This window comes from Cupriavidus taiwanensis, from assembly GCF_900250075.1.
In the GTDB taxonomy this organism is placed as follows: Bacteria; Pseudomonadota; Gammaproteobacteria; order Burkholderiales; family Burkholderiaceae; genus Cupriavidus; species Cupriavidus taiwanensis_C.
The window spans coordinates 1,324,818-1,347,689 of sequence record NZ_LT977071.1; the positions used below are offsets into that span (position 1 = coordinate 1,324,818).

20 protein-coding genes are annotated in these 22,872 nt (G+C 68.1%); 14 read left to right on the top strand and 6 right to left on the bottom strand.

The features are described from left to right. The first annotated feature begins 96 nt into the window (after positions 1-96). From CBM2588_RS22335 to CBM2588_RS22375, 9 genes are all read left to right on the top strand, one after another. Positions 97-1,131: an ABC transporter substrate-binding protein gene (locus tag CBM2588_RS22335; protein ID WP_115682533.1), complete on the top strand. Its 1,035-nt coding sequence runs from the start codon at positions 97-99 to the stop codon at positions 1,129-1,131. 68 nt (positions 1,132-1,199) lie between these two features. Then, the gene (locus tag CBM2588_RS22340) at positions 1,200-2,279 is read left to right on the top strand and encodes an ABC transporter ATP-binding protein (RefSeq protein ID WP_115682534.1); all 1,080 of its coding nucleotides are present in this window, start codon (positions 1,200-1,202) and stop codon (positions 2,277-2,279) included. 34 nt (positions 2,280-2,313) lie between these two features. Further along, positions 2,314-3,195, top strand: coding sequence for an ABC transporter permease (locus tag CBM2588_RS22345; protein WP_172583706.1), 882 nt, complete (start codon positions 2,314-2,316; stop codon positions 3,193-3,195). Between the two features lie 12 nt (positions 3,196-3,207). Then, on the top strand, positions 3,208-4,002 hold the full coding sequence (locus CBM2588_RS22350) for an ABC transporter permease (RefSeq protein WP_115682536.1): 795 nt from the start codon (positions 3,208-3,210) through the stop codon (positions 4,000-4,002). 12 nt (positions 4,003-4,014) lie between these two features. Continuing rightward, positions 4,015-5,151 carry an NAD(P)/FAD-dependent oxidoreductase gene (locus tag CBM2588_RS22355; RefSeq protein WP_115682537.1) on the top strand — a complete coding sequence of 379 codons (1,137 nt, stop codon included), beginning with the start codon at positions 4,015-4,017 and terminating at the stop codon, positions 5,149-5,151. Then, positions 5,141-5,503, top strand: coding sequence for a (2Fe-2S)-binding protein (locus CBM2588_RS22360; protein WP_115682538.1), 363 nt, complete (start codon positions 5,141-5,143; stop codon positions 5,501-5,503). Before CBM2588_RS22355 ends, CBM2588_RS22360 begins: the two co-directional genes overlap by 11 nt. Continuing rightward, positions 5,496-6,875 (top strand): NAD(P)/FAD-dependent oxidoreductase, encoded by a 1,380-nt coding sequence (locus tag CBM2588_RS22365; RefSeq protein ID WP_115682539.1) that lies wholly within the window; start codon positions 5,496-5,498, stop codon positions 6,873-6,875. Before CBM2588_RS22360 ends, CBM2588_RS22365 begins: the two co-directional genes overlap by 8 nt. Beyond that, the gene (locus tag CBM2588_RS22370; RefSeq protein ID WP_115682540.1) at positions 6,865-8,022 is read left to right on the top strand and encodes an NAD(P)/FAD-dependent oxidoreductase; all 1,158 of its coding nucleotides are present in this window, start codon (positions 6,865-6,867) and stop codon (positions 8,020-8,022) included. The genes CBM2588_RS22365 and CBM2588_RS22370 overlap by 11 nt, the downstream gene beginning before the upstream one ends. A gap of 45 nt (positions 8,023-8,067) precedes the next feature. Further along, positions 8,068-8,421 carry a RidA family protein gene (locus tag CBM2588_RS22375; RefSeq protein WP_018007284.1) on the top strand — a complete coding sequence of 118 codons (354 nt, stop codon included), beginning with the start codon at positions 8,068-8,070 and terminating at the stop codon, positions 8,419-8,421. Positions 8,422-8,476: 55 nt separating this feature from the next. Here the strand turns inward: CBM2588_RS22375 and CBM2588_RS22380 are convergent, their stop codons facing one another. Both CBM2588_RS22380 and CBM2588_RS22385 read right to left on the bottom strand, forming a co-directional pair. Then, positions 8,477-8,902 carry an SRPBCC family protein gene (locus CBM2588_RS22380; protein WP_115682541.1) on the bottom strand — a complete coding sequence of 142 codons (426 nt, stop codon included), beginning with the start codon at positions 8,900-8,902 and terminating at the stop codon, positions 8,477-8,479. Positions 8,903-8,937: 35 nt separating this feature from the next. Continuing rightward, a complete protein-coding gene (locus CBM2588_RS22385) occupies positions 8,938-9,957 on the bottom strand; it encodes an aldo/keto reductase (protein WP_115682542.1) in 1,020 nt (339 codons plus the stop codon). A gap of 126 nt (positions 9,958-10,083) precedes the next feature. On the opposite strand from CBM2588_RS22385, the gene CBM2588_RS22390 reads away from it, so the two are divergent. The 3 genes from CBM2588_RS22390 (at position 10,084) to CBM2588_RS22400 (ending at position 15,253) form a co-directional block, all read left to right on the top strand. Next, positions 10,084-11,010 carry a LysR family transcriptional regulator gene (locus tag CBM2588_RS22390; RefSeq protein WP_115682543.1) on the top strand — a complete coding sequence of 309 codons (927 nt, stop codon included), beginning with the start codon at positions 10,084-10,086 and terminating at the stop codon, positions 11,008-11,010. A gap of 134 nt (positions 11,011-11,144) precedes the next feature. Further along, a complete protein-coding gene (locus CBM2588_RS22395; protein ID WP_115682544.1) occupies positions 11,145-14,615 on the top strand; it encodes an adenylate/guanylate cyclase domain-containing protein in 3,471 nt (1,156 codons plus the stop codon). After that, the gene (locus CBM2588_RS22400; protein ID WP_115682545.1) at positions 14,612-15,253 is read left to right on the top strand and encodes an HD domain-containing protein; all 642 of its coding nucleotides are present in this window, start codon (positions 14,612-14,614) and stop codon (positions 15,251-15,253) included. Before CBM2588_RS22395 ends, CBM2588_RS22400 begins: the two co-directional genes overlap by 4 nt. Here CBM2588_RS22400 and CBM2588_RS22405 read toward each other — a convergent pair. From CBM2588_RS22405 to CBM2588_RS22415, 3 genes are all read right to left on the bottom strand, one after another. Continuing rightward, positions 15,234-16,265: a patatin-like phospholipase family protein gene (locus CBM2588_RS22405; RefSeq protein WP_115682546.1), complete on the bottom strand. Its 1,032-nt coding sequence runs from the start codon at positions 16,263-16,265 to the stop codon at positions 15,234-15,236. The genes CBM2588_RS22400 and CBM2588_RS22405 overlap by 20 nt on opposite strands. 169 nt (positions 16,266-16,434) lie before the next feature. Next, a complete protein-coding gene (locus tag CBM2588_RS22410; RefSeq protein ID WP_115682547.1) occupies positions 16,435-18,579 on the bottom strand; it encodes a xanthine dehydrogenase family protein molybdopterin-binding subunit in 2,145 nt (714 codons plus the stop codon). Then, positions 18,576-19,061, bottom strand: coding sequence for a (2Fe-2S)-binding protein (locus CBM2588_RS22415; protein WP_115682548.1), 486 nt, complete (start codon positions 19,059-19,061; stop codon positions 18,576-18,578). Before CBM2588_RS22415 ends, CBM2588_RS22410 begins: the two co-directional genes overlap by 4 nt. A 142-nt stretch (positions 19,062-19,203) precedes the next feature. Between CBM2588_RS22415 and CBM2588_RS22420 the strand changes: the two genes are divergently transcribed. Continuing rightward, on the top strand, positions 19,204-20,070 hold the full coding sequence (locus CBM2588_RS22420; RefSeq protein ID WP_231942242.1) for a LysR substrate-binding domain-containing protein: 867 nt from the start codon (positions 19,204-19,206) through the stop codon (positions 20,068-20,070). Positions 20,071-20,273: 203 nt separating this feature from the next. Here the strand turns inward: CBM2588_RS22420 and CBM2588_RS22425 are convergent, their stop codons facing one another. Then, positions 20,274-21,236 (bottom strand): sialidase family protein, encoded by a 963-nt coding sequence (locus CBM2588_RS22425; protein WP_172583651.1) that lies wholly within the window; start codon positions 21,234-21,236, stop codon positions 20,274-20,276. Between the two features lie 572 nt (positions 21,237-21,808). On the opposite strand from CBM2588_RS22425, the gene CBM2588_RS22430 reads away from it, so the two are divergent. Then, positions 21,809-22,867: a glycosyltransferase family 2 protein gene (locus tag CBM2588_RS22430; protein WP_115682551.1), complete on the top strand. Its 1,059-nt coding sequence runs from the start codon at positions 21,809-21,811 to the stop codon at positions 22,865-22,867. Positions 22,868-22,872: the final 5 nt, after the last annotated feature.

Here is a 22,872-nt window from a genome sequence, read left to right on the forward strand (position 1 = left end):
TGTTTGCGCATGTTCTTCGTTGCGGTGCAACGATAACCACCCTGCATGGTTTTGGGGATCGATGGCAAGTTGACGGTGCATAACAGGGAGGAAAGCATGAAACAGCAAGTTCTCGCCGCGGCCGTGGTCGCGTTGTGCGGCACCTCGGCCGCGCTGGCGCAGCAGCCGACGCTCTACGTCGGTTCGTACGGCGGCTCGACCGAAAAGGTGTTCAAGGAAAAGATCATCCCCGCCTTCGAGACCCGGCATAAGGTCAAGGTGGTCTATGTCGCCGGCAATTCCACCGACACGCTGGCCAAGCTGCAGGCGCAGAAGGCGCGCCAGGAACTCGACGTGGTGCTGCTCGACGACGGCCCGATGTACCAGGCGCTGCAGCTGGGCTTCTGCGATGCCGTCAAGGATGCGCCGGTCTACAAGGACCTCTACCCGCTGGCGAAGCTGGGCGACAACAAGGCCACCGGCATCGGCGTGGTGGCGACGGGCCTGGTCTACAACACCGAGGCATTCCGCAAGGCAGGCCTGCCGAAACCGGAATCGTGGGAGGTGCTGGCCGACAGGAAATTCCGCCAGAAGGTCGCGATCCCGCCGATCAGCAATACCTACGGGCTGCAGACGCTGATCATGTTCGCCAAGCTGCGCAAGGGCGGCGACCAGAATGTCGAGCCGGGCTTCGCCGCGCTGACCAAAGAGGTCGGGCCCAACGTGCTGGCCTGGGAGCCGTCGCCGGGCAAGATGACCGAGTTGTTCCAGAACGGCGACGTCACGCTGGCGGTGTGGGGCAGCGGCCGCGCGCAAAGCCTGAAGGACACCGGCTTCCCGGTGGAATTCGTCTATCCGAAGGAAGGCGCCCCCGCGCTGCTGACCGCCGCCTGCCCGGTGGTGCAGAGCGACGTGGCCGAGGCCTCGCAGGCCTTTATCCAGTACCTGCTCACGCCCGAGGTGCAAACCGTGCTGGCCGACAGCCAGGGCTGGGGACCGGTCAATGCCAGGGTCAAGCTCGAACCGAAGGTGGCCGCCAAGGTGCCGTACGGCAAGGCCCAGATCGAGGCGCTGCTGCCGACCAACTGGACCGTGGTCAACGAGAAGCGTGCCGAGTGGACCAACCGCTGGAACCGCACGGTCGAGCGCTGAGCAGGCGCGCCAGCGGCACCCCGCCCCCACTGCCCCACGATCGCCACCACGACTGCCCCCGCAAAACCATGAGCTTCCTCACACTGAGCGGCCTCGCGAAGGCCTTCGGCAGCTTCCATGCCGTTGAAAACCTGAGCCTCGAGGTCGAGCGCGGCGAATTCCTGTCGCTGCTCGGCCCGTCCGGCTGCGGCAAGACCACCACACTGCAGATGATCGCCGGCTTCGTCGAACCCACGCGCGGCCGCATCGTGCTGGACGGGCGCGACATCACCGCGCTGCGCCCCGAAAAACGCGGCATGGGCGTGGTGTTCCAGAGCTACGCCCTGTTTCCGCACATGACCGTGGCCGCCAATATCGGCTTCGGCCTGGAGATGCGCGGCGTGGCAGCCGCCGAGCGCGGCAGCAGGATCGAAGAGGCGCTAGAGCTGGTGCGGCTGGGCGGCCTCGGCCAGCGCTATCCGAAGGAGCTGTCGGGCGGCCAGCGCCAGCGCGTGGCGATTGCCCGCGCGCTGGCGATCCGGCCAGAGGTGTTGCTGCTCGACGAGCCCATGTCCAACCTCGATGCCAAGCTGCGCGAGGACATGCATATCGAGCTGCGCGCGATCCAGCGCCAGCTCGGCATCACCACCATCCTGGTCACGCACGACCAGGTCGAGGCCATGACCATGAGCGACCGCATCGCGGTGATGCATGGCGGCCGCATCGTCCAGCTGGCCACGCCGTTCGAGGCCTACGAGCGGCCGCAGTCGGCCTTCGCCTCGGGTTTCCTGGGCAAGACCAACAGCCTCGCCGGCGTGGTCGAGAAGAGCAACGCACGCTGCTGCGAAGTGCGCCTGGGCGACACGCTGGCGTACGTGCCGCATGAGGGCCGCCAGGTCGGGCGCGAGGTGCAGGTCTACGTGCGCCCCGAAAAGATCCGGCTGGGCCAGTCCGGCGACGGCGGCATCCCCGGCACGGTTCACACGCGGCTGTTCCTCGGCAACCACTGGATGCTGGAGATCGACAGCGCGCTGGGCCGGCTGCGCGTGAGCCAGCCCAACCTGGGCGAGACGCCGCCGGCCGAAGGCGCGGCCGTCAGCGTGCTGTGGCACGACCAGGACCTGCGCGTGCTGGCCAGCGAAACCGCCACGGAGGCGCGCCATGCCTGATACCGCCACTTCCAACCTTGCAGGCGCGCACGCGATGGCGCCACGCCTGCCGCGCAGGCCGTTTGCCGGCGCGGCCCCGTGGCTGCTGTCGGGCCCGGCCCTGCTGCTGTTCTGCGCGATGCTGCTGGTGCCGCTGCTGCTCACGGGCCTGCTGTCGCTGCACGCCTTCGACGGCACCCGCGGCGTGGTGCCGGCGATGACCGCGGCCAATTATCTCGAGATCCTCGGCGACAGCTATTACCACGAGATCTTCCTGCGCACGGCCGGCATGGCACTGGCGGTAACGGTGCTTGCGGTGGTGTTCGGCGTGCCCGAGACCCTGATCCTGTCGCGCATGCGCAGTCCGTGGCGCGGCCTCTTCCTGATCGTGATCCTCGGGCCGCTGCTGATCTCGGTGGTGGTGCGCACGCTGGGCTGGGCCATCCTGATGGGCAACAACGGCCTGATCAACGAGACCCTGCAGTGGCTGGGCCTGGTCGATGCGCCGGTGAAGCTGGTGTTTACGCAGGCCGGCGTGATCATCGCGCTGACGCACGTGATGATGCCGTTCATGGTGATCTCGGTATGGGCCTCGCTGCAGAAGCTGGACCCGCAGGTCGAGCAGGCCGGCCAGGCCTTCGGCGCCCCGCCCTTCACGGTGTTCCGCCGCGTGATCCTGCCGCAGATCCTGCCGGGCATCCTGTCGGGCAGCATCATCGTGTTCGCGCTGTCGGCCTCGGCCTTCGCCACCCCGGCCATCCTCGGCGGGCGGCGGCTAAAGGTGGTGGCCACCGCCGCCTACGACGAATTCCTGAACACGCTCAACTGGCCGCTCGGCGCCGCCATCGCGGTGCTGCTGCTGATTGCCAACGTGATCGTCATCGTCGGCTGCAACCGGCTGGTGGAGCGCCGCTTCCGCCCGGTCTTCGAAGCCTGAGGAGCTGATGCCATGCGCAAGAACGGTCCCCTGTCCCTGCTGTACCACGCCTTCTTTATCGCCTTCATGGTGGCGCCGCTGCTGGTGGTGGTCGCGGTGTCCTTCACCGGCAAGGGCTATATCTCGATGCCCACCGACGGGCTCTCGCTGCGCTGGTTCCGCGCCATTGCGGATGCGCACGAAATCGTCGATGCGATCTGGCTGTCGCTGACGCTCGGCCTGGTCAGCGCCACCATCGCGGTGGCGCTGGCGGTGCCCGCCGCGCTGGCGCTGATCCGCCATCGCTTCCCCGGCCGCGGCGCGCTGATGGCCTTCTTCCTGTCGCCGCTGATGATCCCGCACGTGGTGCTGGGGGTGGCCTTCCTGCGCTTCTTCACCACGCTGGGCGTGACCGGGTCGTTCTTCTGGCTTGCGCTGACGCACGTGGTGGTGGTCATGCCCTACGCGCTGCGCCTGGTGCTGGCCGCCGCCACGGGGCTCGACCGCGATGCCGAGCGTGCCGCGCTCTCGCTCGGCGCCAGCCGCTTCACGGCGTTCCGCCGCGTGGTGCTGCCGCTGATCCTGCCCGGCGTGGTGGGCGGCTGGATGCTGTCGTTCATCCAGAGCTTCGACGAGCTGACCATGACCGTCTTCGTCGCCACGCCGGGCACCACCACGCTGCCGGTGGCGATGTACAACCAGATCGCCCAGACCATCGATCCGCTGGTGGCCTCGGTGTCCACGGTGCTGATCGTCGGCACGCTGGTGCTGATGGTGCTGCTGGACCGCATCGTCGGCCTCGACCGCGTGCTGATCGGCAAGAACTGAACTTCGACTGACATGACCACATCCGATCTGATCGTGATTGGCGGCGGCCTGGTCGGCACCGCCATCGCCTACGGCGCCGCCGGGCACGGCCTGCGCGTCACCGTGCTGGACGAAGGCGACGACGCCCTGCGCGCCTCGCGCGGCAACTTCGGCCTGGTCTGGGTCCAGGGCAAGGGCCTGGGCATGGCGCCCTACGCGCGCTGGACACTGGGCTCGGCGCGGCTGTGGCCGCAGCTGCGCGATGCGCTGCGCGACGAGACCGGCATCGACGTGTGCCTGCGCCAGCCCGGCGGCTTCCACCTGTGCTTTTCCGAGGCGGACATAGCGGAGCGCCGACAACGCCTGCAAAGCATCCAGGACGCGCTGCACGGCGACTATCCGTTCGAGATGCTCGACCACAGTGAACTCGCGCAACGGCTGCCCGGCGTGGGCCCGGAGGTGGTCGGCGCCAGCTATACGCCGATGGACGGGCACACCAATCCGCTCAAGCTGCTGCGCGCGCTGCATGCCGCCTGCCAGCGGCGTGGCGTGCGTATCGTCGGCCGGCATGGCGCGCACTCGATCACGCCTGAAGCGGGCGGCTTTACGGTCCATGCGGGCGAAGGCTGCCAGGTGCGCTTTGCCGCGCCGCGCGTGGTGCTGGCCGCCGGCCTCGGCAACCGCAAGCTCGCCGCGGAGGTCGGCCTGCACGCGCCGGTGGCACCGAACCGTGGCCAGGTCCTGATCGGGGAGCGCGCCACGCGCTTCCTGGACTTCCCCACCACCTACGTGCGCCAGACCGACGAAGGCACGATCCAGCTCGGCGACTCGATGGAAGACGTCGGCTTCGACGACGGCACCACCGCCGGCGTGCTCGCCGACATTGCGCGCCGCGGCGTGCGCAGCTTCCCCGCGCTGGCCGGCCTGAAGCTGGTGCGCGCCTGGGGCGCGCTGCGCGTGATGAGCCCCGACGGCTATCCGATCTACCAGGAAAGCCCGACCTGTCCCGGCGCCTTTGTCACCACCTGCCACAGCGGCGTCACGCTGGCCGCGGCGCACGCACTGCGCGTCGCTCCTTGGATAGCCGGCGGCGAGCGACCGCAGGAGGTCGACGTATTCACTGGCGACCGCTTCCTGAACTCCAACCAGACCTTCCACCATGCCCACTGATCGCCTGTTCAAGCGGCGTGCCACCTCCGGCACCGGCGCGGATACCGTCACCATCGAATTCAACGGCGCGCCGCTGCGCGTGCCGGCCGGTTGCAGCGTTGCCGCGGCGCTGCTGGCCAGCGGCGTGACTCGCCTGCGCAACTCGCCGGTCAGCGGCGAGCCGCGCGCGCCGTATTGCATGATGGGCGTCTGCTTCGAATGCCTGATGGAGATCGACGGGCAGCCCAGCCGGCAAAGCTGCCTGGTGACCGTGCGCGAAGGCATGCGCGTGCACACGCAGGACGGCGCGCGCACCCTGCCCTTGCCCGCGCCGGTAGCGGCTGGCCACGCTCCGGAGGTGGCCCATGGCTGAGCGTGACGTCGACATCGCCATCATTGGCGCCGGCCCGGCCGGCATGGCGGCCGCGGTGGCCGCCGCCGCCAGCGGCGCGCGCGTGGCCCTGCTGGACGAGCAGGAAGCCTGCGGCGGCCAGATCTACCGCGCCATCGAGAGCGCGCCACCGGAACGACTGCGCATCCTCGGCCCCGACTACGCCGCCGGCCGCGCGCTGGCGGACCGCTTCGCCGCCAGCGGCGCGCAGCACATCACCGGTGCCGCGGTGTGGCAGGTCACGCGCGAGCACGCCGTGCATTACCTGCGCCAGGGCCGCGTTGCGACCCTGCAGGCGCGGCAGGTGATTCTCTGCACCGGGGCCATGGAGCGCCCCTTCCCCATCCCTGGCTGGACGCTGCCCGGCGTGCTGACCGCCGGCGCCGCGCAGATCCTGCTCAAGAGCGCCGACGTGGTGCCGGCCGAACCGGTGGTGCTGGCCGGCTGCGGCCCGCTGCTCTACCTGCTCGGCTGGCAATACGTGCGCGCCGGCGTGCCGATCCGCGCCATCGTCGACACCACCGACGGTGCCGACTACCAGCGCGCGCTGGCCCATCTGGGCGGGGCCCTTGCAGGCTGGCGCTACCTGAGGAAAGGCCTGGCGCTGATGCGCACCCTCAAGCGTAGCGGCGTGCCGTTCTACAAGGGGGCCACGGACCTGTCGGTCGAGGGCGACGAGGCGGTGCGGGCGCTGCGTTTCACCAGTCGCGGGCAATCGCACCGCATTGCCACGCAGGCCGTGCTGCTGCACCAGGGCGTGGTCCCCAACACCCAGTTCAGCTGGGCGCTGCGCGCGGCGCACCGCTGGGACGACACGCAGTTGTGCTGGCAGCCGGTGGTGGATGACTGGGGCGCGCTCGACCTGCCGGGCATCTTCGTCGCCGGCGATGGCCGCGGCATCGGCGGCGCCGTTGCCGCCGCACTGCAAGGCGAGCTGGCTGGCTTGGCCGCGGCCCATAACGTCGGCCGCGTCGACGCCGCGCAACGCGACCGCCAGGCCGCGCCGCTGCGCGCCGCGCTGCGCTCGCACCTGAGCATCCGGCCCTTCCTCGATGCGCTGTACCGCCCCAAGCCGGCCAATCGCGTGCCGGCGGACGACGTGGTGGTCTGCCGCTGCGAGGAAGTGACCGCCGGCGCCATCCGCGGCTTCGTCGCCCTGGGTTGCAGCGGGCCCAACCAGGCCAAGTCGTTCGGCCGCTGCGGCATGGGGCCGTGCCAGGGGCGCCAGTGCGGATTGACGGTCACCGAGATCATCGCCGACGCGCGCGGCGTACCGCCGCAGCAGGTCGGCTACTACCGCATCCGTCCGCCGGTCAAGCCGGTCACGCTCGGAGAACTGGCCAATGAAGGATGACAGCGGGGCCGATGCCGACGCGATCGTCATCGGCGGCGGATTGCAGGGCACCTCGAGCGCGCTGCACCTCGCGCGCAAGGGCTTGCGCGTGACGCTGCTCGAGGCCGAGTATTGCGGCCGGCATGCGTCGGGGGTCAACGCCGGCGGCGTGCGCACGCTGGGGCGCCACATGGCCGAGATTCCGCTGGCACTGGCTTCGCTCGAGCTCTGGCACCGGCTGGCGGACCTGACCGGCGACGACGCCGGCTTCGTCCCCAGCGGCCAGCTGAAAGTGGCCGAGACCGACGCCGAGCTGGAGGTGCTGCGCCGGCGCGTGGCGCAGCTCGAGGCCCTGGGCTTTACCCACGAAACGCTGGTCGACGCCCACACGGTACGTGCCCTGGTCCCGTCGATCGCACCCCATGTCACCGGCGCGATCTGGGCAAGCCGCGACGGCCATGCGCTGCCCTACCGCGCGGTCACCGCATTCCGCCGCGCCGCCGAAGCGGCCGGCGCCGCCATCCACGAAGCCACTCCCGCCGAACGCCTGGAATACGCGCGCGGCCGCTGGCACGTACACACGCCGCGCGGCGTGTTCCGCGCGCAGCGGCTGGTGAACGCGGCCGGCGCCTGGGCCGGCGCCTTCGCCGCTCAGCTCGGCGAGCCGGTGCCGGTCGAAGCCGGCGGACTGATGCTGATGATCACCCACCGCGTGGCGCCGTTCGTCAGGCCGGTGCTGGGCGCGACCGGGCGCGCGCTGTCGTTCAAGCAGTTCGGCAACGGCACCGTGCTGATCGGCGGCGGCCTGCGCTGCGCCGCCGACGCCCAGGCCCGGCATGGCGAAGTCGACATGCTCGGGCTCGGCACCAGCGCGCAGACCGTCACCGCGCTGTTCCCGCATCTGGGCCCACTGGGCATCAATCGCGCGTGGGCCGGGGTCGAGGCCTTCCTGCCAGACCAGATACCGGTGATCGGACCGAGCCGGTCGGCACCGGGCGTGGTCCATGCCTTCGGTTTCTCCGCGCATGGCTTCGAACTGGGGCCGATCGTGGGACAGATCGTCGCCGACCTCGTCACCGAGGGCCGCTCCACCCTGCCGATCGAGGCCTTTGCCATCGACCGTTTCGACAAACCCCGCAGTGCCACGGCCGGCGCGCTGCGCGACTAGCTTCCAGCCGGCTCCCTATCCAACTTTTTTCCCGAGGTCATACGGATGAGCAATATCCAGCGCTTCCAGTCCACCAAACGTCTTTCCCGCCTCGTCGTGCATAACGGCGTGGTGTACGTGGCCGGCGTCACGGCCACCGATCCTTCCGGCGATATCGGCGCGCAAACGCGCGATGTGCTGGAGAAGATCGACGGCTACCTCGCCAGCGTCGGCAGCGACCGCAGCCGGCTGCTCTCGGCGCAGATCTGGCTCAAGGATATCGACCAGGATTTCGCCGGCATGAACGCTGCCTGGGAAGCGTGGATCCCCGAGGACGCGGTCCCCACGCGTGCCACCTGCGAGGCCCGGCTGGCGCGGCCGGAACTGCTGGTGGAGATCATCGTGACAGCGGCGGTCTGACGCGTCATCGCGCCAGCCTGGGCCGCCAGGGCCCTCCCTGGCGCAATCAGCCGCTTCATGAAGCCGCGCCGGCCAGCGTCGCTTGCAGGGCTGTCAAGCCATCGCGATAGATGCCCTCGAACAGCCGCGATGCGTAGTCATCGCTCACGCCGTCCGGCGTGAACTGGCCGGACCACTCGACGCGCGCGGCCTGGTCCCCGTCGATGCCGACCACGCGCAGCGTGGAGCGGTAGCCGGTGACCGGGAACGGCGCCTGCAGGATCGAGTAGGTGTAGCTGCGCGCGCCCTGGTCGAAGGCCTCGAGCCGTTCGACGATGGCGTCGCCGTCCGGGTTGACGAGGCTGCGCACGCGGCCGCCTTCGCTCAGCTGGCTCTTGGGGATATACGGCAGCCAGTCGGGCAGCGAATCGAAGCCGCCAATCAGTTGCCAGACGCGGTCCGGTGACACCGGCAGCGTGATCGTTGCAGAAGCTTGTGCCATGGTTGGCTCCTTGAAATCAGATTGCAGTATTGGCATCAGACGCGGTCGCCGGGCAGCGGCGCATTTGCCGCGACCAGCTGCTGCGCGCGCAGCTCGCGCCAGAAATCGGCCGGAATCTTCTCGTTCAGCGCGGCGACGTCCTCGGCGATGCGCTCGGGCCGGCTCGCGCCCGGGATCACCGCGGCCACCGCGGGATTGGCCAGCACGAACTGCAGCGCCGCGGCCTTGATGCTGACGCCGTGGCGTTGCGCGACCTCCTTGATGCGCTCGACCCGGGCGATGATCTCGGGCGGTGCCTTCTGGTACTCGAAATGCGAGCCGCCGGCGAGGATGCCGGAGCTGTACGGGCCACCGACAACGATCTCGGTCTTGCGCTCGGCCGCCTTCGGCATCAGGCGCTGCAGCGCGCGCTCATGGTCGAGCAGCGAATAGCGGCCCGCCAGCAGGAAGCCGTCGGGCTGCGCCTCGTCCAGGTCCAGCGTCAGTTCGATCGGCTCGACGCGGTTCACGCCCAGGCCCCAGGCCTTGATCACGCCCTCTTCGCGCAGCCGGGTCAGCACCTTGAAAGCGCCCTTGCGGGCCGTCTCGAAATAAGCCAGCCACTCGTCGCCATAGAAGTCCTGGGCGATGTCGTGGACCCACACGATATCGAGACGGTCGGTCTTCATCCTCTTGAGGCTGTCCTCGATCGAGCGCAGCGTGGCGTCCGCCGAGTAGTCGTTGACCAGCTTGTTCGGGCGCCCGGCGGCAAACAGGCCACTTTTCTCGCCCAGCGCCCGCGCGCTGGCGTCTTCGACTTCGTCCAGGATCAGGCGGCCGACCTTGGTGCTGAGCACGTATTCGTCGCGCGGGTGGCGGGACAGCGCTTCGCCCAGCCGGATTTCGGCCAGCCCGGCGCCGTAGAACGGCGCGGTGTCGTAGTAGCGCACGCCTTGCGCCCAGGCCGCGTCCACCGTGGCCTGCGCCTCAGCTTCCGGGATGTCGCGGAACATATTGCCCAGCGGGGCGGTGCCAAAGCCGAGCACGTTGCCGGCAAGTTTGTCTTTGATACTCATGACTGCTCCACAAAGTAAGTTGGGGTGAAGGCAGTCTAGGGTGGGCAGTTGAGTCTGTCCAAGACGGAATTTGAAAGACTTGATACCCTATAGGTCTGACTTTCCAGGTATCACTCAGGGGCAGACATGCTGGATATCCGTCAACTTCACTATTTCGTCGCCGTGGCCGAGGAAGAGCACGTCGGCCGCGCCGCCGAGCGGCTCCATATCTCCCAATCGCCACTTAGCCGGCAGATCGCCCAGCTTGAAGAGAAGCTCGGGCTGATGCTGTTCGAGCGCTCCCTGCAGCGCATACGCCTTACGCGCGACGGCCGCACCTTTCTGGCCGAGACCCGGGCTTTCCTGACCCACGGCACCCGGCTCGAATCGCTGGCCCGGCGTCTTGGGCGCGGCGATGAAGGCGGCCTGTGCATCGGCTACCTCGAGTACGCGATGCACTCCGGCATCCTGCCGAACGCGCTGCGCGAGCTGCGCCAGGACCGGCCCGCCGTCCATATCGCGCTGTACAACCAGCAGTCGGCAACGCAGCTCGAAGGACTGCGCCAGCGCAGCCTCGATATCGCGCTGGTGTGCGAGCCGCCCTTGCCGGACGATCCGGACCTCGAGGCCGCCCAGGTACTCAACGACCCGATGCTGCTGGCGCTGCCCGAGGGCCACCCGCTGGCCGGGACCGAGCCGCTCACTCCGGCCGACCTCGCCGCGCAGAAGTGGATCGGCGTGATGCACCAGGAAACCGCGCTGCGGCACGACGCCTTCATCGCGGCCTGCGCCCGGGCGGGTTTTACCCCCACCATCACCATGGAAGCGACCGAGCCGCTGGCCGCGCTGGGGCTGGTGGCCGCGGGGCTGGGCGTGACCACGATCCAGCAGAGCCTGCGCCACCAGGCACCGGCCGGCGTGGTGCTGCACGAACTGTCGTGGCTCGACTACCGCACCCCGTTGTGGGCTGCCTGGCACAAGGTCAACCTGCGGCCGCTGGTCGAAATCTTCCGCAAGACCTTGCTGCAGTCGAGCATGATGGCCACCGCGCACACCGCGGCACAGGCAGCGTGAGCCGCACCGGTCTTGCGCGGCCACGCCAGCCCCCATCGGTTGGTTGCCACGCAGCGGCGTCCTTGACACCCACGCGATCCCGCCTCTAATAGCCTTAGGTACCGTCAAGCTGGCAACGACGGCCGGGAGGCGAAATGCGCTGCAGCCAATGCGGCTTCGGCAATCTTGCTGGCGCCAACTTCTGTGAGGCGTGCGGGGCCCGGCTTGCCCGCGTGTGCCCGCAATGCGGCGCCGAGGCCACCGCGGCGGCACGGTTCTGCCGCGTCTGCGGCGTCGGCCTGCCCGACGCGCCCACCGCCGCCATGCCAGCGCCCGCCGCGCCGCGCCCGGACAGTCCGGCGCCGGTCCACTACACCCCGCCGCACCTGGCCGGGCGCATCCTGGCCGAGCAGGCGGCGATGGAAGCCCGCGGCGAAACCGCCGGCGAGCGCAAGACCATTACCGCGCTGTTTGCCGACATGGCCGGCTCCACCGCGCTGACCCAGGACCTGGACCCGGAGGACGCGCGCCGGCTGATCGATCCCGTGGTGACGCTGATGATGGAAGCGGTCCACCACTACGAGGGCTACGTCGCCAAGTTCCTCGGCGACGGCATCCTGGCGCTGTTCGGCGCGCCCATCGCGCACGAGGACCACGCGCTGCGCGCGCTGTACGCGGCGCTGCGCATGCAGGACGCGATGCACCGGCACAGCGACCGCGTGCGGCTGGAGCAAGGCATTCCGCTGCAGGTCCGCATCGGCATCCATACCGGCGAGGTTGTGGTGCGCTCGATCCGCAAGGACGACCTGCACACCGACTACGATCCGGTCGGGCACACCATCCATATCGCCTCGCGCATGGAAGGCATCGCCACGCCGGCGTCGATCCTCGTGAGCGAGTCGACCCACAAGCTGACCGAAGGCTATTTCGAGTTCACGGCGCTGGGCACCACCAGCGTCAAGGGCGTGCGCGAACCGCTGGCGGTGTACGAGGTGATCGGGCCGGGACCCTTGCGCACGCGGCTGCAGGTGGCCGCGCACCGCGGCCTGGCGCGCTTTGTCGGGCGCCAGGACGAGCTGGCGCACCTGAACGCGGCGCTGGAGCAGGCCAAGGCCGGCCACGGGCGCATCGTCGCGGTGGTCGGCGAGGCCGGGGTCGGCAAGTCGCGGCTGTTCCATGAGTTCAAGGTCAGGTCGCAGCAGGGCTGCCTGGCGCTGGAGACGTTCTCGGTCTCGCACGGCAAGGCCTTTGCCTACCTGCCGCTGATCGAGATGCTGAAGAACTATTTCCAGATCACGGCGCATGACGGCGACCGCAGCTGCCGCGAGAAGTTGACCGGCCGGCTGCTGACGCTGGACCGCTCGCTGGAAGAGCACCTGCCCTACCTGCTCTACCTGCTCGGCGTGGTCGAGCCCGACTCGGCGCTGCCGACCATGGACCCGGCGCTGCGGCGCCAGCGCACCTTCGACGCGATTGCGCGGCTGCTGGTCCGTGAAAGCCAGAACCAGCCGCTGGAAGTCATCTTCGAGGACCTGCAATGGCTGGACGGCGAGACCGAGGCCTTCCTCAACATGCTGGTCGACCACGTGCCCGGCGCGCGCATCGTGCTGCTGGTGAACTACCGGCCCGAATACCGCCACCGCTGGGACGCGGGCGCGCATTACTCGCAGCTGCGCCTGCAGCCGCTGGGACAGGCCGAGGCGCAGGAGCTGCTGACCGCGCTGCTCGGCGACGACCCCAGCCTGGCGCCGCTGAAGCGGCTGATCCTCGACAAGACCGAAGGCAATCCCTTCTTCATGGAGGAAGTGGTCCAGACCCTGGCCGAGGAAGGCGCGCTGCTGGGCCAGCCGGGCAGCTACCGCATCGAGAAGGCGCCGGCGCTGCTGCACATCCCCACCACCGTGCAGGGCGTGCTGGCCGCCCGTATCGACCGGCTGCCGCTGGCGCAGAAGGAACTGCTGCAGACCCTCGCCGTGATCGGCAAGGAGTTTCCGCTGGGCCTGGTGCTGCGCGTCACCGGCCTGCCCGAAGAGCGCCTGCATCCGCTGCTGCGCGACCTGCAGGCCGCCGACTTCATCTACGAACGCCCTGCGTTCCCCGAGGTGGAGTACGCCTTCAAGCACGCGCTGACCCAGGAGGTGGCCGGCAGCTCGTTGCTGACCGAGCGCCGCAGCGCCCTGCATGAAAGCTCGGCGCAGGCGATCGAGGCGATGTTCCACGGCCGGCTCAAGGACTACTGCAGCGAGCTGGCCCATCACTACAGCCACAGCGGCAATGTGCCGAAGGCGGTCGAGTACCTGCACTGCGCCGGCCAGCAGGCGCTGCAGCGCTCGGCGCAGGAAGAAGCGATCCGGCACCTGAGCGAGGCCATTGCCCTGCTCAAGCGCCAGCCCGACAGCGCCGAGCGCGCACGCCTGGAGCTGACGCTGCTGCTGACGCTGGGGCCCGCGCTGATCGCGGCGCGCGGCCAGGCCTCGCCCGAGGTCGAGGCCAATTACCGGCGCGCGATGTCGCTGTGCGAGCAAGGGCGGCAGACGCCCTATGTGTTTTCGGCGCAGCTGGGCATGTGGGCGTTCTACCAGCTGCGCGCGCAATACCAGGTGTCGCTGCCGCTGGCGCGGCGCCTGCTGGCGCTGGCCAACGAGTCGCAAAAGCCCAAGCAGCTGGCCGAAGGCCACCGCGCGCTGGGCGCCACGCTGTTCCGCCTGGGCCTGCTGGAAGAAGCACGCGCGCATATGGAGGCCGTGCTGGCCGTGCCGCACCCCGAGCACTCCGCCTATGACTTCCTGACCGGCTACGGCCGCGACCCGATGGTCCATGCCACCAGCACGCTGGCCTGGATCCTGTGGTACCAGGGCTTTGCCGACCAGGCCCTGGCACGCAGCCGCGAGGCGCTGGCCCTGGCCCGCGCGCGCCCGGATGCCTACAACCTGGCGCTGTGCCTGGTGTTCGCGGCGGAACAGTACCGCTGGCGCCGCGATCCCGCGCAGACCAGGGAATATGCCGAAGCCGCCATTGCGATTTCGTGCGAACAGGGCTTCCCGATCTACCTGGCCTGGGGCACCGTGCTGCAGGGCTGGGCGCTGTCCGAGCAGGGCAGCCACGAGGAAGGCATTGCCCAGATGCGACGCGGCCTGGCCGCCTACGAGGCCACCGGCGGCGAACTCGGCATGCCGAACCTGCTGGCGATGCTGGCCGAGGCCTGCGGCAAGGCGGGCCAGCCAGCCGCCGCGCTGGACGTGCTGACGCGCGCGCAGGCGATGATCGAAGAGACCGGCGAGCGGCTCGATGAAGCCGCCGTCTATCGGCTGCGCGGCGACATGCTGCTGCAGCTGGCCGCGCCCGATGCCGGCGCCGCCGCCAGCCATGAAGCCGAGGCCTGCTTCCAGCGCGCGCTTGCGGTCGCGCACGGCCAGGGCGCCAGGCCGCTGGAACTGCAGGCCGCGCTCAGCCTGGCCCGGTTGTGGCATCGCCAGGGCAAGGGCGACGCCGCGCGCGAAGCGCTGGCGCGCATCCACGGCAGCTTCAGCGAGGGCACCGATGGCGCCGACTGGCAGGAGGCGCGGGCCCTGCTGGCCGAGCTTGCCAGCGATGCGGACCGCGACACGGGTCCGGCGCGCGCATGATCACCGCCGCCGCCAACCCGTTGCAAGAGCGCTTTGTCGCGCTCTGGACCCTGGCGGGCGGCACCCGCGCGGCGGACGCGTATGCCGACCTGGCGCGCTGCTACGGCGAGCCGACCCGGCACTACCATACCCTGGACCATGTACGGCGCTGCCTGCAGGACCTCGACTGGGCCCGTAGCGCGATACCCGATGCCGCCGACGTGGAGCTGGCGTTGTGGTGCCACGACGTCATCTACGTACCCGGCGCCGCCGACAATGAAGCGCGCAGCGCCGCGTGGCTGCAGCACTGGTCCGCCGGCACCGTCGCCGCCGCCGCGCGCGTCGCCACGCTGATCCTGGAAACCACGCACGCCGACGTGCCCGCCAGCCTGGCCGGGCGCTTCACCGCCGACATCGACCTGGCCGCCCTGGGATACAGCCGCGCGCGCTTCGAGGACAACGGCGCGCGCCTGCGCGCCGAGCGCACCGACCTGGACGATGCCGCCTATGACGCCGCCGAGCGCGCCTTCCTGCAGCGCCTGCTGGCCAGTCCCCGCATCTATGCCACCGACCTGTTCCAGTCGCGCTACGAGGCGCAGGCGCGTGCCAATCTGGCCTGGCGGCTGGCCCAGCCGGCGGCTACAGGAATTCGCCGGTGATATCGACGCTGGAGCGCTGGCCCACGCAGTCATAGTTGCGCTCCAGCCAGACGGTGGCGGCCTGCCGGCCCTGGTCGCGCAACGTGCACAGGAAGTTCCAGTCGGCGTTGTACTTGGTCGAGACCCCGAGCGACGCCATGGTCTCGTCCGAGCGGATCGAATGAATCCACATCTCCTTCATCTCGCTGCGGTCGATCTTGCCCTGCTGGATCAGCGTGGTGACGAAGCCGATCGCGCGCATCTCGCGCATCAATGACGAATTGAAGCTGACCTCGTTGACCCGGTTCAGGATCTCCGCCGCCGTGGTCGGCACGCCGCGGCGCACGATCGGGTTGATGTGGACGATCACGACATCGTGGGTCTCGCAGTGATAGATCAGCGGAAAGATCGCCGGATTGCCGACGTAGCCGCCGTCCCAGTAATGCTGGCCGTCGATGCTGACCGCCTGGAACAGCGTGGGCACGCAGGCCGAGGCCAGCACCGCGTCGACGCTCAGCTCTTCCTGCGCGAAGATGCGGATGCGGCTGGTCTCGATATTGGTCGCGCACAGGTACAGCCGGATCGGGCAATGCGCGCGCAGCGCCGCGAAATCCACCTGGCCGAGCAGCACGTCGCGCAGCGGATTGGCATTGCCAGGGTTGAACTGGTACGGCGACAGCAGGCGCAGCGTGATGTCGGCCATGGCGTACAGCGGGGAATGGTTCAGCCCCAGCGTATGGCTGCCCTTGAACCACGGCAGCCAGCGCAACGGGTTGAAGCGCTGCGCCGAATGCGCGATGGCCTGCCAGAAGTCGTGCAGGGCCTGGCGCGCGCCGTCGCTGCCGCCCTGCATCAGGCCATAGGCCAGCACCGTCCCGTTCATCGCGCCCGCGCTGGTGGCGCTGACCCCCTCGACTACCAGCCGGCCATCTTCCAGCAGGCGGTCCAGCACGCCCCAGGTAAATGCGCCGTGCATGCCGCCGCCTTGCAAGGCCAGCGCCACGGGCTTGGCTTGGACAGGCTCGGGCGGCATAGGTGTGCTCCCCTGGGCGGCGACAAGGCGCCATGCTCAAGTGTAGGGAAGAACCGCGGCGGCCGCGTAGGGCGCCGTGCGTGGTATGACACACACAGCGGCGCCGCTATGTCATGATGGGCCCCGCGATCGTGGCAGCGGCATCACTTGCGGGCGTGCCCGCGCCTCGCTACGCCAGCTCGAACCCGTGCCGCGCCAGCGGCAGCGAGCGCAGGCGCTGCCCGGTCGCGGCGAACAGCGCATTGGCCAGCGCCGGCGCCAGCGTCGGCACCGCCGATTCCCCCACGCCGCCGATGCGCTCGCCGCTGGGCGCCAGCACCGCCTCGAAGCGCGGCGTCTGCGCCAGCCGCAGCAGCGGATAGTCGTGGAAGTTGGCTTGCTGCACGCAGCCGTCGGCAATGGTGATGGCGCCCGTCATGGCCGCGCTCAGGCCCCAGATGCTGGCGCCCTCCAGCTGGCGCTCGACCGTCGCCGGGTTGATCACGGTGCCGCAGTCGATGGCATTGACGACGCGGTGCAGCGTGATGCGCTGGCCCTGCACCGACAGCTCCACCACCGTCGCGCACAGCGAGCCCCACGCCTGCGACAGCGCCACGCCGTGGAAACGCCCCGCCGCCGCGCTGCCCCAGCCGACGTGCTGCGCCAGGCGCTGCAGCAAGCGCGCCGGGCGCGGGCGCTCGGCCAGCAGGTTCAGCCGGAACTGCAGCGGATCGGCTTTGGCGTGATGGGCCAGTTCGTCGATAAAGCTCTCGGCGAAGAAGGTGTTCTGCGTATAGCCCACGCCGCGCCAGAAGCCCACCGGCACGATGGTATTGACCATCGCATGGCGCACGGCGACGTGGGGCAGCGCGTAAGGCAGGTCCACCACCCCTTCGACCGATTTGGGGTCGACCCCGCCCTTGACCCGGTCCGGGAAATTGCGGACATAGATCGACGAGCAGGCCAGGCGCGCATCCAGTGCGCGGATGCCGGCCGCGTCCGGGGCCAGCACCGCGCTGAAGCGCGCCGCCGCCGCGGGGCGGTAGAAATCGTGCTGGATGTCTTCCTCGCGCGACCAGATCAGCTTGACCGGCTGCCCCGCCGCCTTCGACGCCAGCGCAGCCTGCACAAAGACGTCGAACTCCTCGCGCCGGCCGAAGCCGCCCCCGACGAAGGTTCCATGTACGACGATGCGGTCGGCGGGCAGTCCCAGCACGCCCGAGAGCCGCTGCGCGATCTCGCCGCAGACCTGGGTCGGGCCCCAGATCTCGGCTCGGTCGGCGCGCACATCGGCGGTGGCGTTCATCGGTTCCATGGTGGCGTGGGCGAGGTATGGCACTTCGTATTCGGCGGTGTAGGCCTGTGCGCCCTGCATCTGCGTGTCAGGATCGCCGTGGCGCAGCGCCATCGCCGAGGCGCTGCGCGCGGCCTCGCGGTAGCCGGCCATCAGCGCCGCGTCGCTGGCCAACTGGCCTTGCGGCAACTGCCAGTCAGGCTGCAGCGCGGCCAGGCCCTTGCGCGCGGTCCAGTAGCTGTCTGCCAGCACTGCCACGGCATCGTCCAGCGGCACCACGCGCCGCACGCCGCGCAGCGCCAGCGCCGGCCGCGCATCGACCCGGCGCAGCGTGCCGCCGAAGACCGGGCATGCCATCACCGAACCCACCAGCATGCGCGGCACCTTGACGTCGACGCCGAACACCGCGGCACCGCGCGTCTTCAGCGGAATGTCGAGCCGGTCCGTCGGGCGACCCAGCAGCTTCCAGTCGCGCGGGTCCTTCAGCGCCACGTTGGCCGGGCGCGGCAGCGTGGCGGCGCGAGCGGCCAGCGCACCGTAGCCGAGCGTGCGCCCGCTGGGCTCATGCCGCACCACGCCCTGCACGGCGCGGCACTGCGCCGCCGGCACGCTCCAGGTTTGCGCGGCGGCCTCGCGCAGCATCTCGCGCGCGGTGGCGCCGATGCGGCGCAGCGGCTCGTACGACCAGCGTGCCGAGGTGCTGCTGGCGGTCGCCTGCACCTTGAACATGCGGTTGTTGTAGACCGGGTCGGTGGGTGCGAGCTCGGCGCGCACCTGGCGCCAGTCGCACTCGAGTTCTTCGGCGATCAGCATGGGGGCCGAGGTCATCACGCCCTGCCCCAGTTCGGCCGACGGCACCATGATGGTCACACCGCCGTCGGCATCGATGCGCAGCCAGGCGTTGACGTCGTCCGGGTCGCGCGCGGGCGCGTCGGCGTCGGCCGCCTTCGCCAGCGGCAAGTGGAAGCCCAGCACCAGTGCGGCGGGGACCGCGCCGGCGGCTTGCAGGAAACGGCGGCGGCTTGCGTGGAGATGGCTCACGATGACGCCCTCCCCTTCGGGTCGCCGGCGTTCAGCGCCGTGGCGGCGCGCAGGATGGCGCGTTCCACGCGCGGATAGGTGCCGCAGCGGCACAGGTTGGTGATGCCGGCGCGGATCTCCTCCGGCCGCGGCGACGGGCTGTCCTGCAGCCACGCGCAGGCGGCCATGATCATGCCCGACTGGCAATAGCCGCACTGCGGCACCTGCTCGGCAATCCACGCGCGCTGGACCGGGTGCGAATTGTCGGCCGACAATCCTTCGATGGTGGTAATGTCGGCGCGCGCCACGGTGCCCACAGGCGTGATGCAGGCGCGCACCGCCTTGCCATCGACATGCACGGTGCACGCCCCGCACAGGCCCGCACCGCAGCCGAACTTGGTGCCGGTATAGCCCAGGTAATCGCGCAGCACCCACAGCAGGGGCATGTCGCGTTCGGCCTCGACGGCGTGGCGCTTGCCGTTGATCTTCAGTTGCAGCTTCATGGGGTCTCCTCGTTGCGCACCGGCTTCGCAGCGGCCGGTTCGGTGCGGCCCAGTATCGGGCGCGCGGCGTGGCAGGACAATCGACTTGTTTTGCCATCACCTGTGAGGCAAGATCACAGCCATGATTCGCCGGCTCCCTTCGATGCAAGTCCTCCAGGCCTTTGCCGCCACCGCGCGCACTGGCAGCATGACGCGCGCCGCCGATGCGCTGTGCGTGACGCACGGCGCCGTCAGCCGGCATATCCGTGCACTGGAGTCACAGCTTGGCTGCACCTTGTTCCTGCGCGCCGGCCGGCAGCTGGAGCTGACCGCCACCGGCCGCGAACTGGCCGACGACCTCGAGCGCGCCCTGCGCGCGGTGGAACTGTCGCTGGCCGGCGCGGCCGCGCGGCGCGCGCGCGAACGGCAGTCGCTGCATGTCAATGTCAGCCCCGAACTGGCCAGCGCATGGCTGGTGCCCAAGCTGCCGCAACTGCGCGAGGCGCTGCCCGGCCTGGACCTGTCCATCGCCGCCAGCACCGAGGACCCCGACTTTGCCCGTGCCGACCTGGACGTCAGCCTGCGCTACGGCCCCGCGCCCTTCACCGGCTACCAGTGCCTGAAGCTGCTCGACGACGACATCATCGTGGTCTGCAGCCCCGGCTTCGCCCAGCGGCATGCCGGCATGACCGCGGCCGATGCCGCGCACCTGCCGCGGCTGCGGCACGCGCGCTTCCGCTGGTCGCAGTGGGGCGCCGCGGCGGGCGTGGTATTGGACGAGCCCGAGGACGGCGTCGTCTTCGACTGTCGCGCACTGCTGATCGAAGCCGCGGCCAGCGGCATGGGGCTGGCGCTTACGCGAGGCTTGCTGGCACGCGAGGCTATCGCCGCGGGGCGGCTGGTGCGGCCGTTGGGAGATAGTTTTCCGGCCAGTCATAACTGCTACATCGTATGGCGTGGGGATAATCCCAAGCAGGGGTTGATTCGGGGCTTTGCGGAGTGGTTGCGGGGGGTGGCGCTGCGGGGGTGAGAACGCCTGCCTAGTGCATGCATCGGCCCAAGGCAGCCCAAGGCGCGACCGTCGGAAATGCCCCGGAGCTGCCGATGACCGCGGTGAGCCACTTGAGCCAAAGCCCGGGCAACTCGCGCACCCCCACCTCATTAACGCAAACTGACGGCTCTCCAGGGCAACAGATTTGGCTATTTCGACAGCTTCGGCCAAGGAGTGTCAGCCTAGTTTACTGAGCAGGTGGATGCCCAGTCATAGCGCCGCACGATTGTCCTCTGCCCTGGGTAGCCGTCGGTGTAGTACTGGAAATAGCCGCGGCAACCGATTGTGAACGCAGGGTCGATGTTGTAAGGCCCACCCCACATGGACGTCGACATCAATGTCGGAGGTGACCACGATATTCCTTGATTTGAGGACGAGATCTTATAAACACCGAATTTTCCAGAATTGTCTGGCATAGCAAATAGAATTGCCCAGCCACATCCGGCGCACGGTGCTTGTCTATATCCGGTTTCAGCAGCAATGTATGGATGCAATGCAGAGCCGTTCGGCGTGTGAAACAGAGTCGATTCACCCGTCCACGTTATACCGTCATCGCTTGACCAAATTTGATGCAGATCGGTATAGGGATATCCGTTTGGCCGAACTCCGTCGGTGCACGTCGAATTTCTATTTGGCGCAGAATCGTAACGGGAAAAGACCAGCATGATAGCGCCGTAACTATTCTGAACCGCTCGGGGATACTCAGCGTCGCATGTGTTGGTGATGTGCATCGGCGAACTCCAAGTTCCGCCACCATCGAATGATCTTGCCAGCTTAATACGACCGCTACCAACGCCCCCCACACCCTCCGGTCCGTTCATCGTGAAAAACGCCAGCATAGTGCCGTTTTGCAAGGTAAGCAGGCTAGGAATCCAGTAGTCATTCACACCGTCTCCCGTGACCATAGTAGGTCCTGACCAAGATCCATTTGCGGCCGCTTTGGTCCGAAGCATGATGTTGTTCTTTTGCGTTCCGGAGGGGTCACGCCATTTTGCATAAACGAGGTTCATACGATCGCGCAACGAGTCGTACTCCAGGTATGGGTCGTACTCATCGCCAACATCATTCGTTATCATCAGTGGCGTTGACCAGGTGACCCCTCCATCAGTCGAAGTTCTCTCGTAGACGTTCTGGCGAGTGGACACTCCGCTCCAGTCAAGGTAAACACACGAAATAACTTTCGCAGTCGCGAAGTTCGCGCAACTCGCCTTTGGGGAAGTCAATGCCGTGTTGTAGAGATTGCTCGTGGCGATAACACCCTCTGCGCTCCATTGTGCGATGGCTGGGGCCACGCTGATGGAGAGACCGGCTGCACACAGAACGATCGAAATCGTTGCTCTTACCCTATATATCATTTCTTCTCCATGGAAAGTCAGACAACCCATACTCATGCACTCAATCAAATCAACGGCATGACTCTATTCGGAAAGAACTGATCACTAAACGTCTTGTTTCGGCAATGAAGCTCCCTCCATTCCGACCAAGCACCTAACGGGACAGACGCCGCAAGATTCTCTCGCTCTGCCTAAAAAATAAACTGGATTGGCATCGCCATCTCGAATTGTTAACCGATTGTGATGCCCGTCACGAAACTCAGCTCCACGCGCCATTAACCTAGCTCCCTCGATGCAGGAGACGTGTGGCGCGGCCGGTACGCTTTCCACCCGGAATGCATGCGCTACGCCCGACGTCCTGACAGAAACGATAGCGAGATGGCATGACTGACTCTGAAAGCGGGTCCCTGGCCGTGGTGGTCCCTGTCTACAACGAAGAAGCCGTCGTTCGGGAGTTTCACGCGCGGTTGTCAGCAACGCTCGATGGGATCGGGCGTTTGCGCGCGACCGTCATTTACGTGAACGACGGAAGCAACGATCACACGCTCGGCATACTGCGGGCGCTGCGGCAGCAGGATCCCCGCATTGCCATCGTCAACCTGAGCCGCAATTTCGGCAAGGAGATTGCTCTGTCCGCGGGGCTGGACTATGCGGACGCCGATGCCGTCATTGTCATCGACGCCGACCTGCAGGATCCGCCGGAACTGATTCCGGAATTCCTCCGGCTATGGGAAGCCGGGAACGATGTCGTGTACGGTCAACGCGTCAGCCGACGGGGCGAAACCGGATTGAAGAAGGCAACGGCATACCTGTTCTATCGGGTCATTCAATCCCTTAGCCGCGTTCACATTCCGGAGGACACCGGGGACTTCCGGCTCTTGAGCCGGCGCGCAGTGACGGCGCTGCGGTCGCTTCGCGAGCAACATCGCTACATGAAAGGGTTGTTCTCATGGATCGGATATTCGCAGGTGGCGCTGCGCTATGAGCGCGCTCCGCGGTCTGCGGGCACGTCGAAGTTCAATTACGTGAGGCTTTGGGCTTTTGCCCTGGAAGGGATCACGTCGTTTTCGATTGCGCCGCTGAAGATCGCCACCTATGTGGGACTTGGGATTGCCGGATTATCGTTCATCGGCGCGGCGTTGGTGTTCTACAAGGCCATGGTCTACGGCGATCCGGTGCGGGGCTATCCGTCGCTCATGGTCACGAACCTCTTCCTGTCAGGGGTACAGCTGATCGGGATTGGCGTGCTGGGCGAGTATCTCGGCAGGATGTTCAATGAGAGCAAGAATCGGCCACTGTACTTTGTCGAAGAGCATATCCCGGCCGGCATGGCTGATGACGCCAGAACGCTGGCGAGGCTCGTTTCGGGCATGGGCAGCACAATTGGGATTGACCGGGAGGCTCAGCAGCAGCCAGCGGTCAGGATCGCAAGTGGAATTTAGTTGGT

Excerpts from the sequence above, each read along its gene's own strand:
- CBM2588_RS22335 (WP_115682533.1), top strand. The coding sequence starts at position 97 with ATGAAACAGCAAGTTCTCGCCGCGGCCGTGGTCGCGTTGTGCGGCACC.
- CBM2588_RS22340 (WP_115682534.1), top strand. The coding sequence starts at position 1,200 with ATGAGCTTCCTCACACTGAGCGGCCTCGCGAAGGCCTTCGGCAGCTTC.
- CBM2588_RS22345 (WP_172583706.1), top strand. The coding sequence starts at position 2,314 with ATGGCGCCACGCCTGCCGCGCAGGCCGTTTGCCGGCGCGGCCCCGTGG.
- CBM2588_RS22350 (WP_115682536.1), top strand. The coding sequence starts at position 3,208 with ATGCGCAAGAACGGTCCCCTGTCCCTGCTGTACCACGCCTTCTTTATC.
- CBM2588_RS22355 (WP_115682537.1), top strand. The coding sequence starts at position 4,015 with ATGACCACATCCGATCTGATCGTGATTGGCGGCGGCCTGGTCGGCACC.
- CBM2588_RS22360 (WP_115682538.1), top strand. The coding sequence starts at position 5,141 with ATGCCCACTGATCGCCTGTTCAAGCGGCGTGCCACCTCCGGCACCGGC.
- CBM2588_RS22365 (WP_115682539.1), top strand. The coding sequence starts at position 5,496 with ATGGCTGAGCGTGACGTCGACATCGCCATCATTGGCGCCGGCCCGGCC.
- CBM2588_RS22370 (WP_115682540.1), top strand. The coding sequence starts at position 6,865 with ATGAAGGATGACAGCGGGGCCGATGCCGACGCGATCGTCATCGGCGGC.
- CBM2588_RS22375 (WP_018007284.1), top strand. The coding sequence starts at position 8,068 with ATGAGCAATATCCAGCGCTTCCAGTCCACCAAACGTCTTTCCCGCCTC.
- CBM2588_RS22380 (WP_115682541.1), bottom strand. The coding sequence starts at position 8,902 with ATGGCACAAGCTTCTGCAACGATCACGCTGCCGGTGTCACCGGACCGC.
- CBM2588_RS22385 (WP_115682542.1), bottom strand. The coding sequence starts at position 9,957 with ATGAGTATCAAAGACAAACTTGCCGGCAACGTGCTCGGCTTTGGCACC.
- CBM2588_RS22390 (WP_115682543.1), top strand. The coding sequence starts at position 10,084 with ATGCTGGATATCCGTCAACTTCACTATTTCGTCGCCGTGGCCGAGGAA.
- CBM2588_RS22395 (WP_115682544.1), top strand. The coding sequence starts at position 11,145 with ATGCGCTGCAGCCAATGCGGCTTCGGCAATCTTGCTGGCGCCAACTTC.
- CBM2588_RS22400 (WP_115682545.1), top strand. The coding sequence starts at position 14,612 with ATGATCACCGCCGCCGCCAACCCGTTGCAAGAGCGCTTTGTCGCGCTC.
- CBM2588_RS22405 (WP_115682546.1), bottom strand. The coding sequence starts at position 16,265 with ATGCCGCCCGAGCCTGTCCAAGCCAAGCCCGTGGCGCTGGCCTTGCAA.
- CBM2588_RS22415 (WP_115682548.1), bottom strand. The coding sequence starts at position 19,061 with ATGAAGCTGCAACTGAAGATCAACGGCAAGCGCCACGCCGTCGAGGCC.
- CBM2588_RS22420 (WP_231942242.1), top strand. The coding sequence starts at position 19,204 with ATGCAAGTCCTCCAGGCCTTTGCCGCCACCGCGCGCACTGGCAGCATG.
- CBM2588_RS22430 (WP_115682551.1), top strand. The coding sequence starts at position 21,809 with ATGACTGACTCTGAAAGCGGGTCCCTGGCCGTGGTGGTCCCTGTCTAC.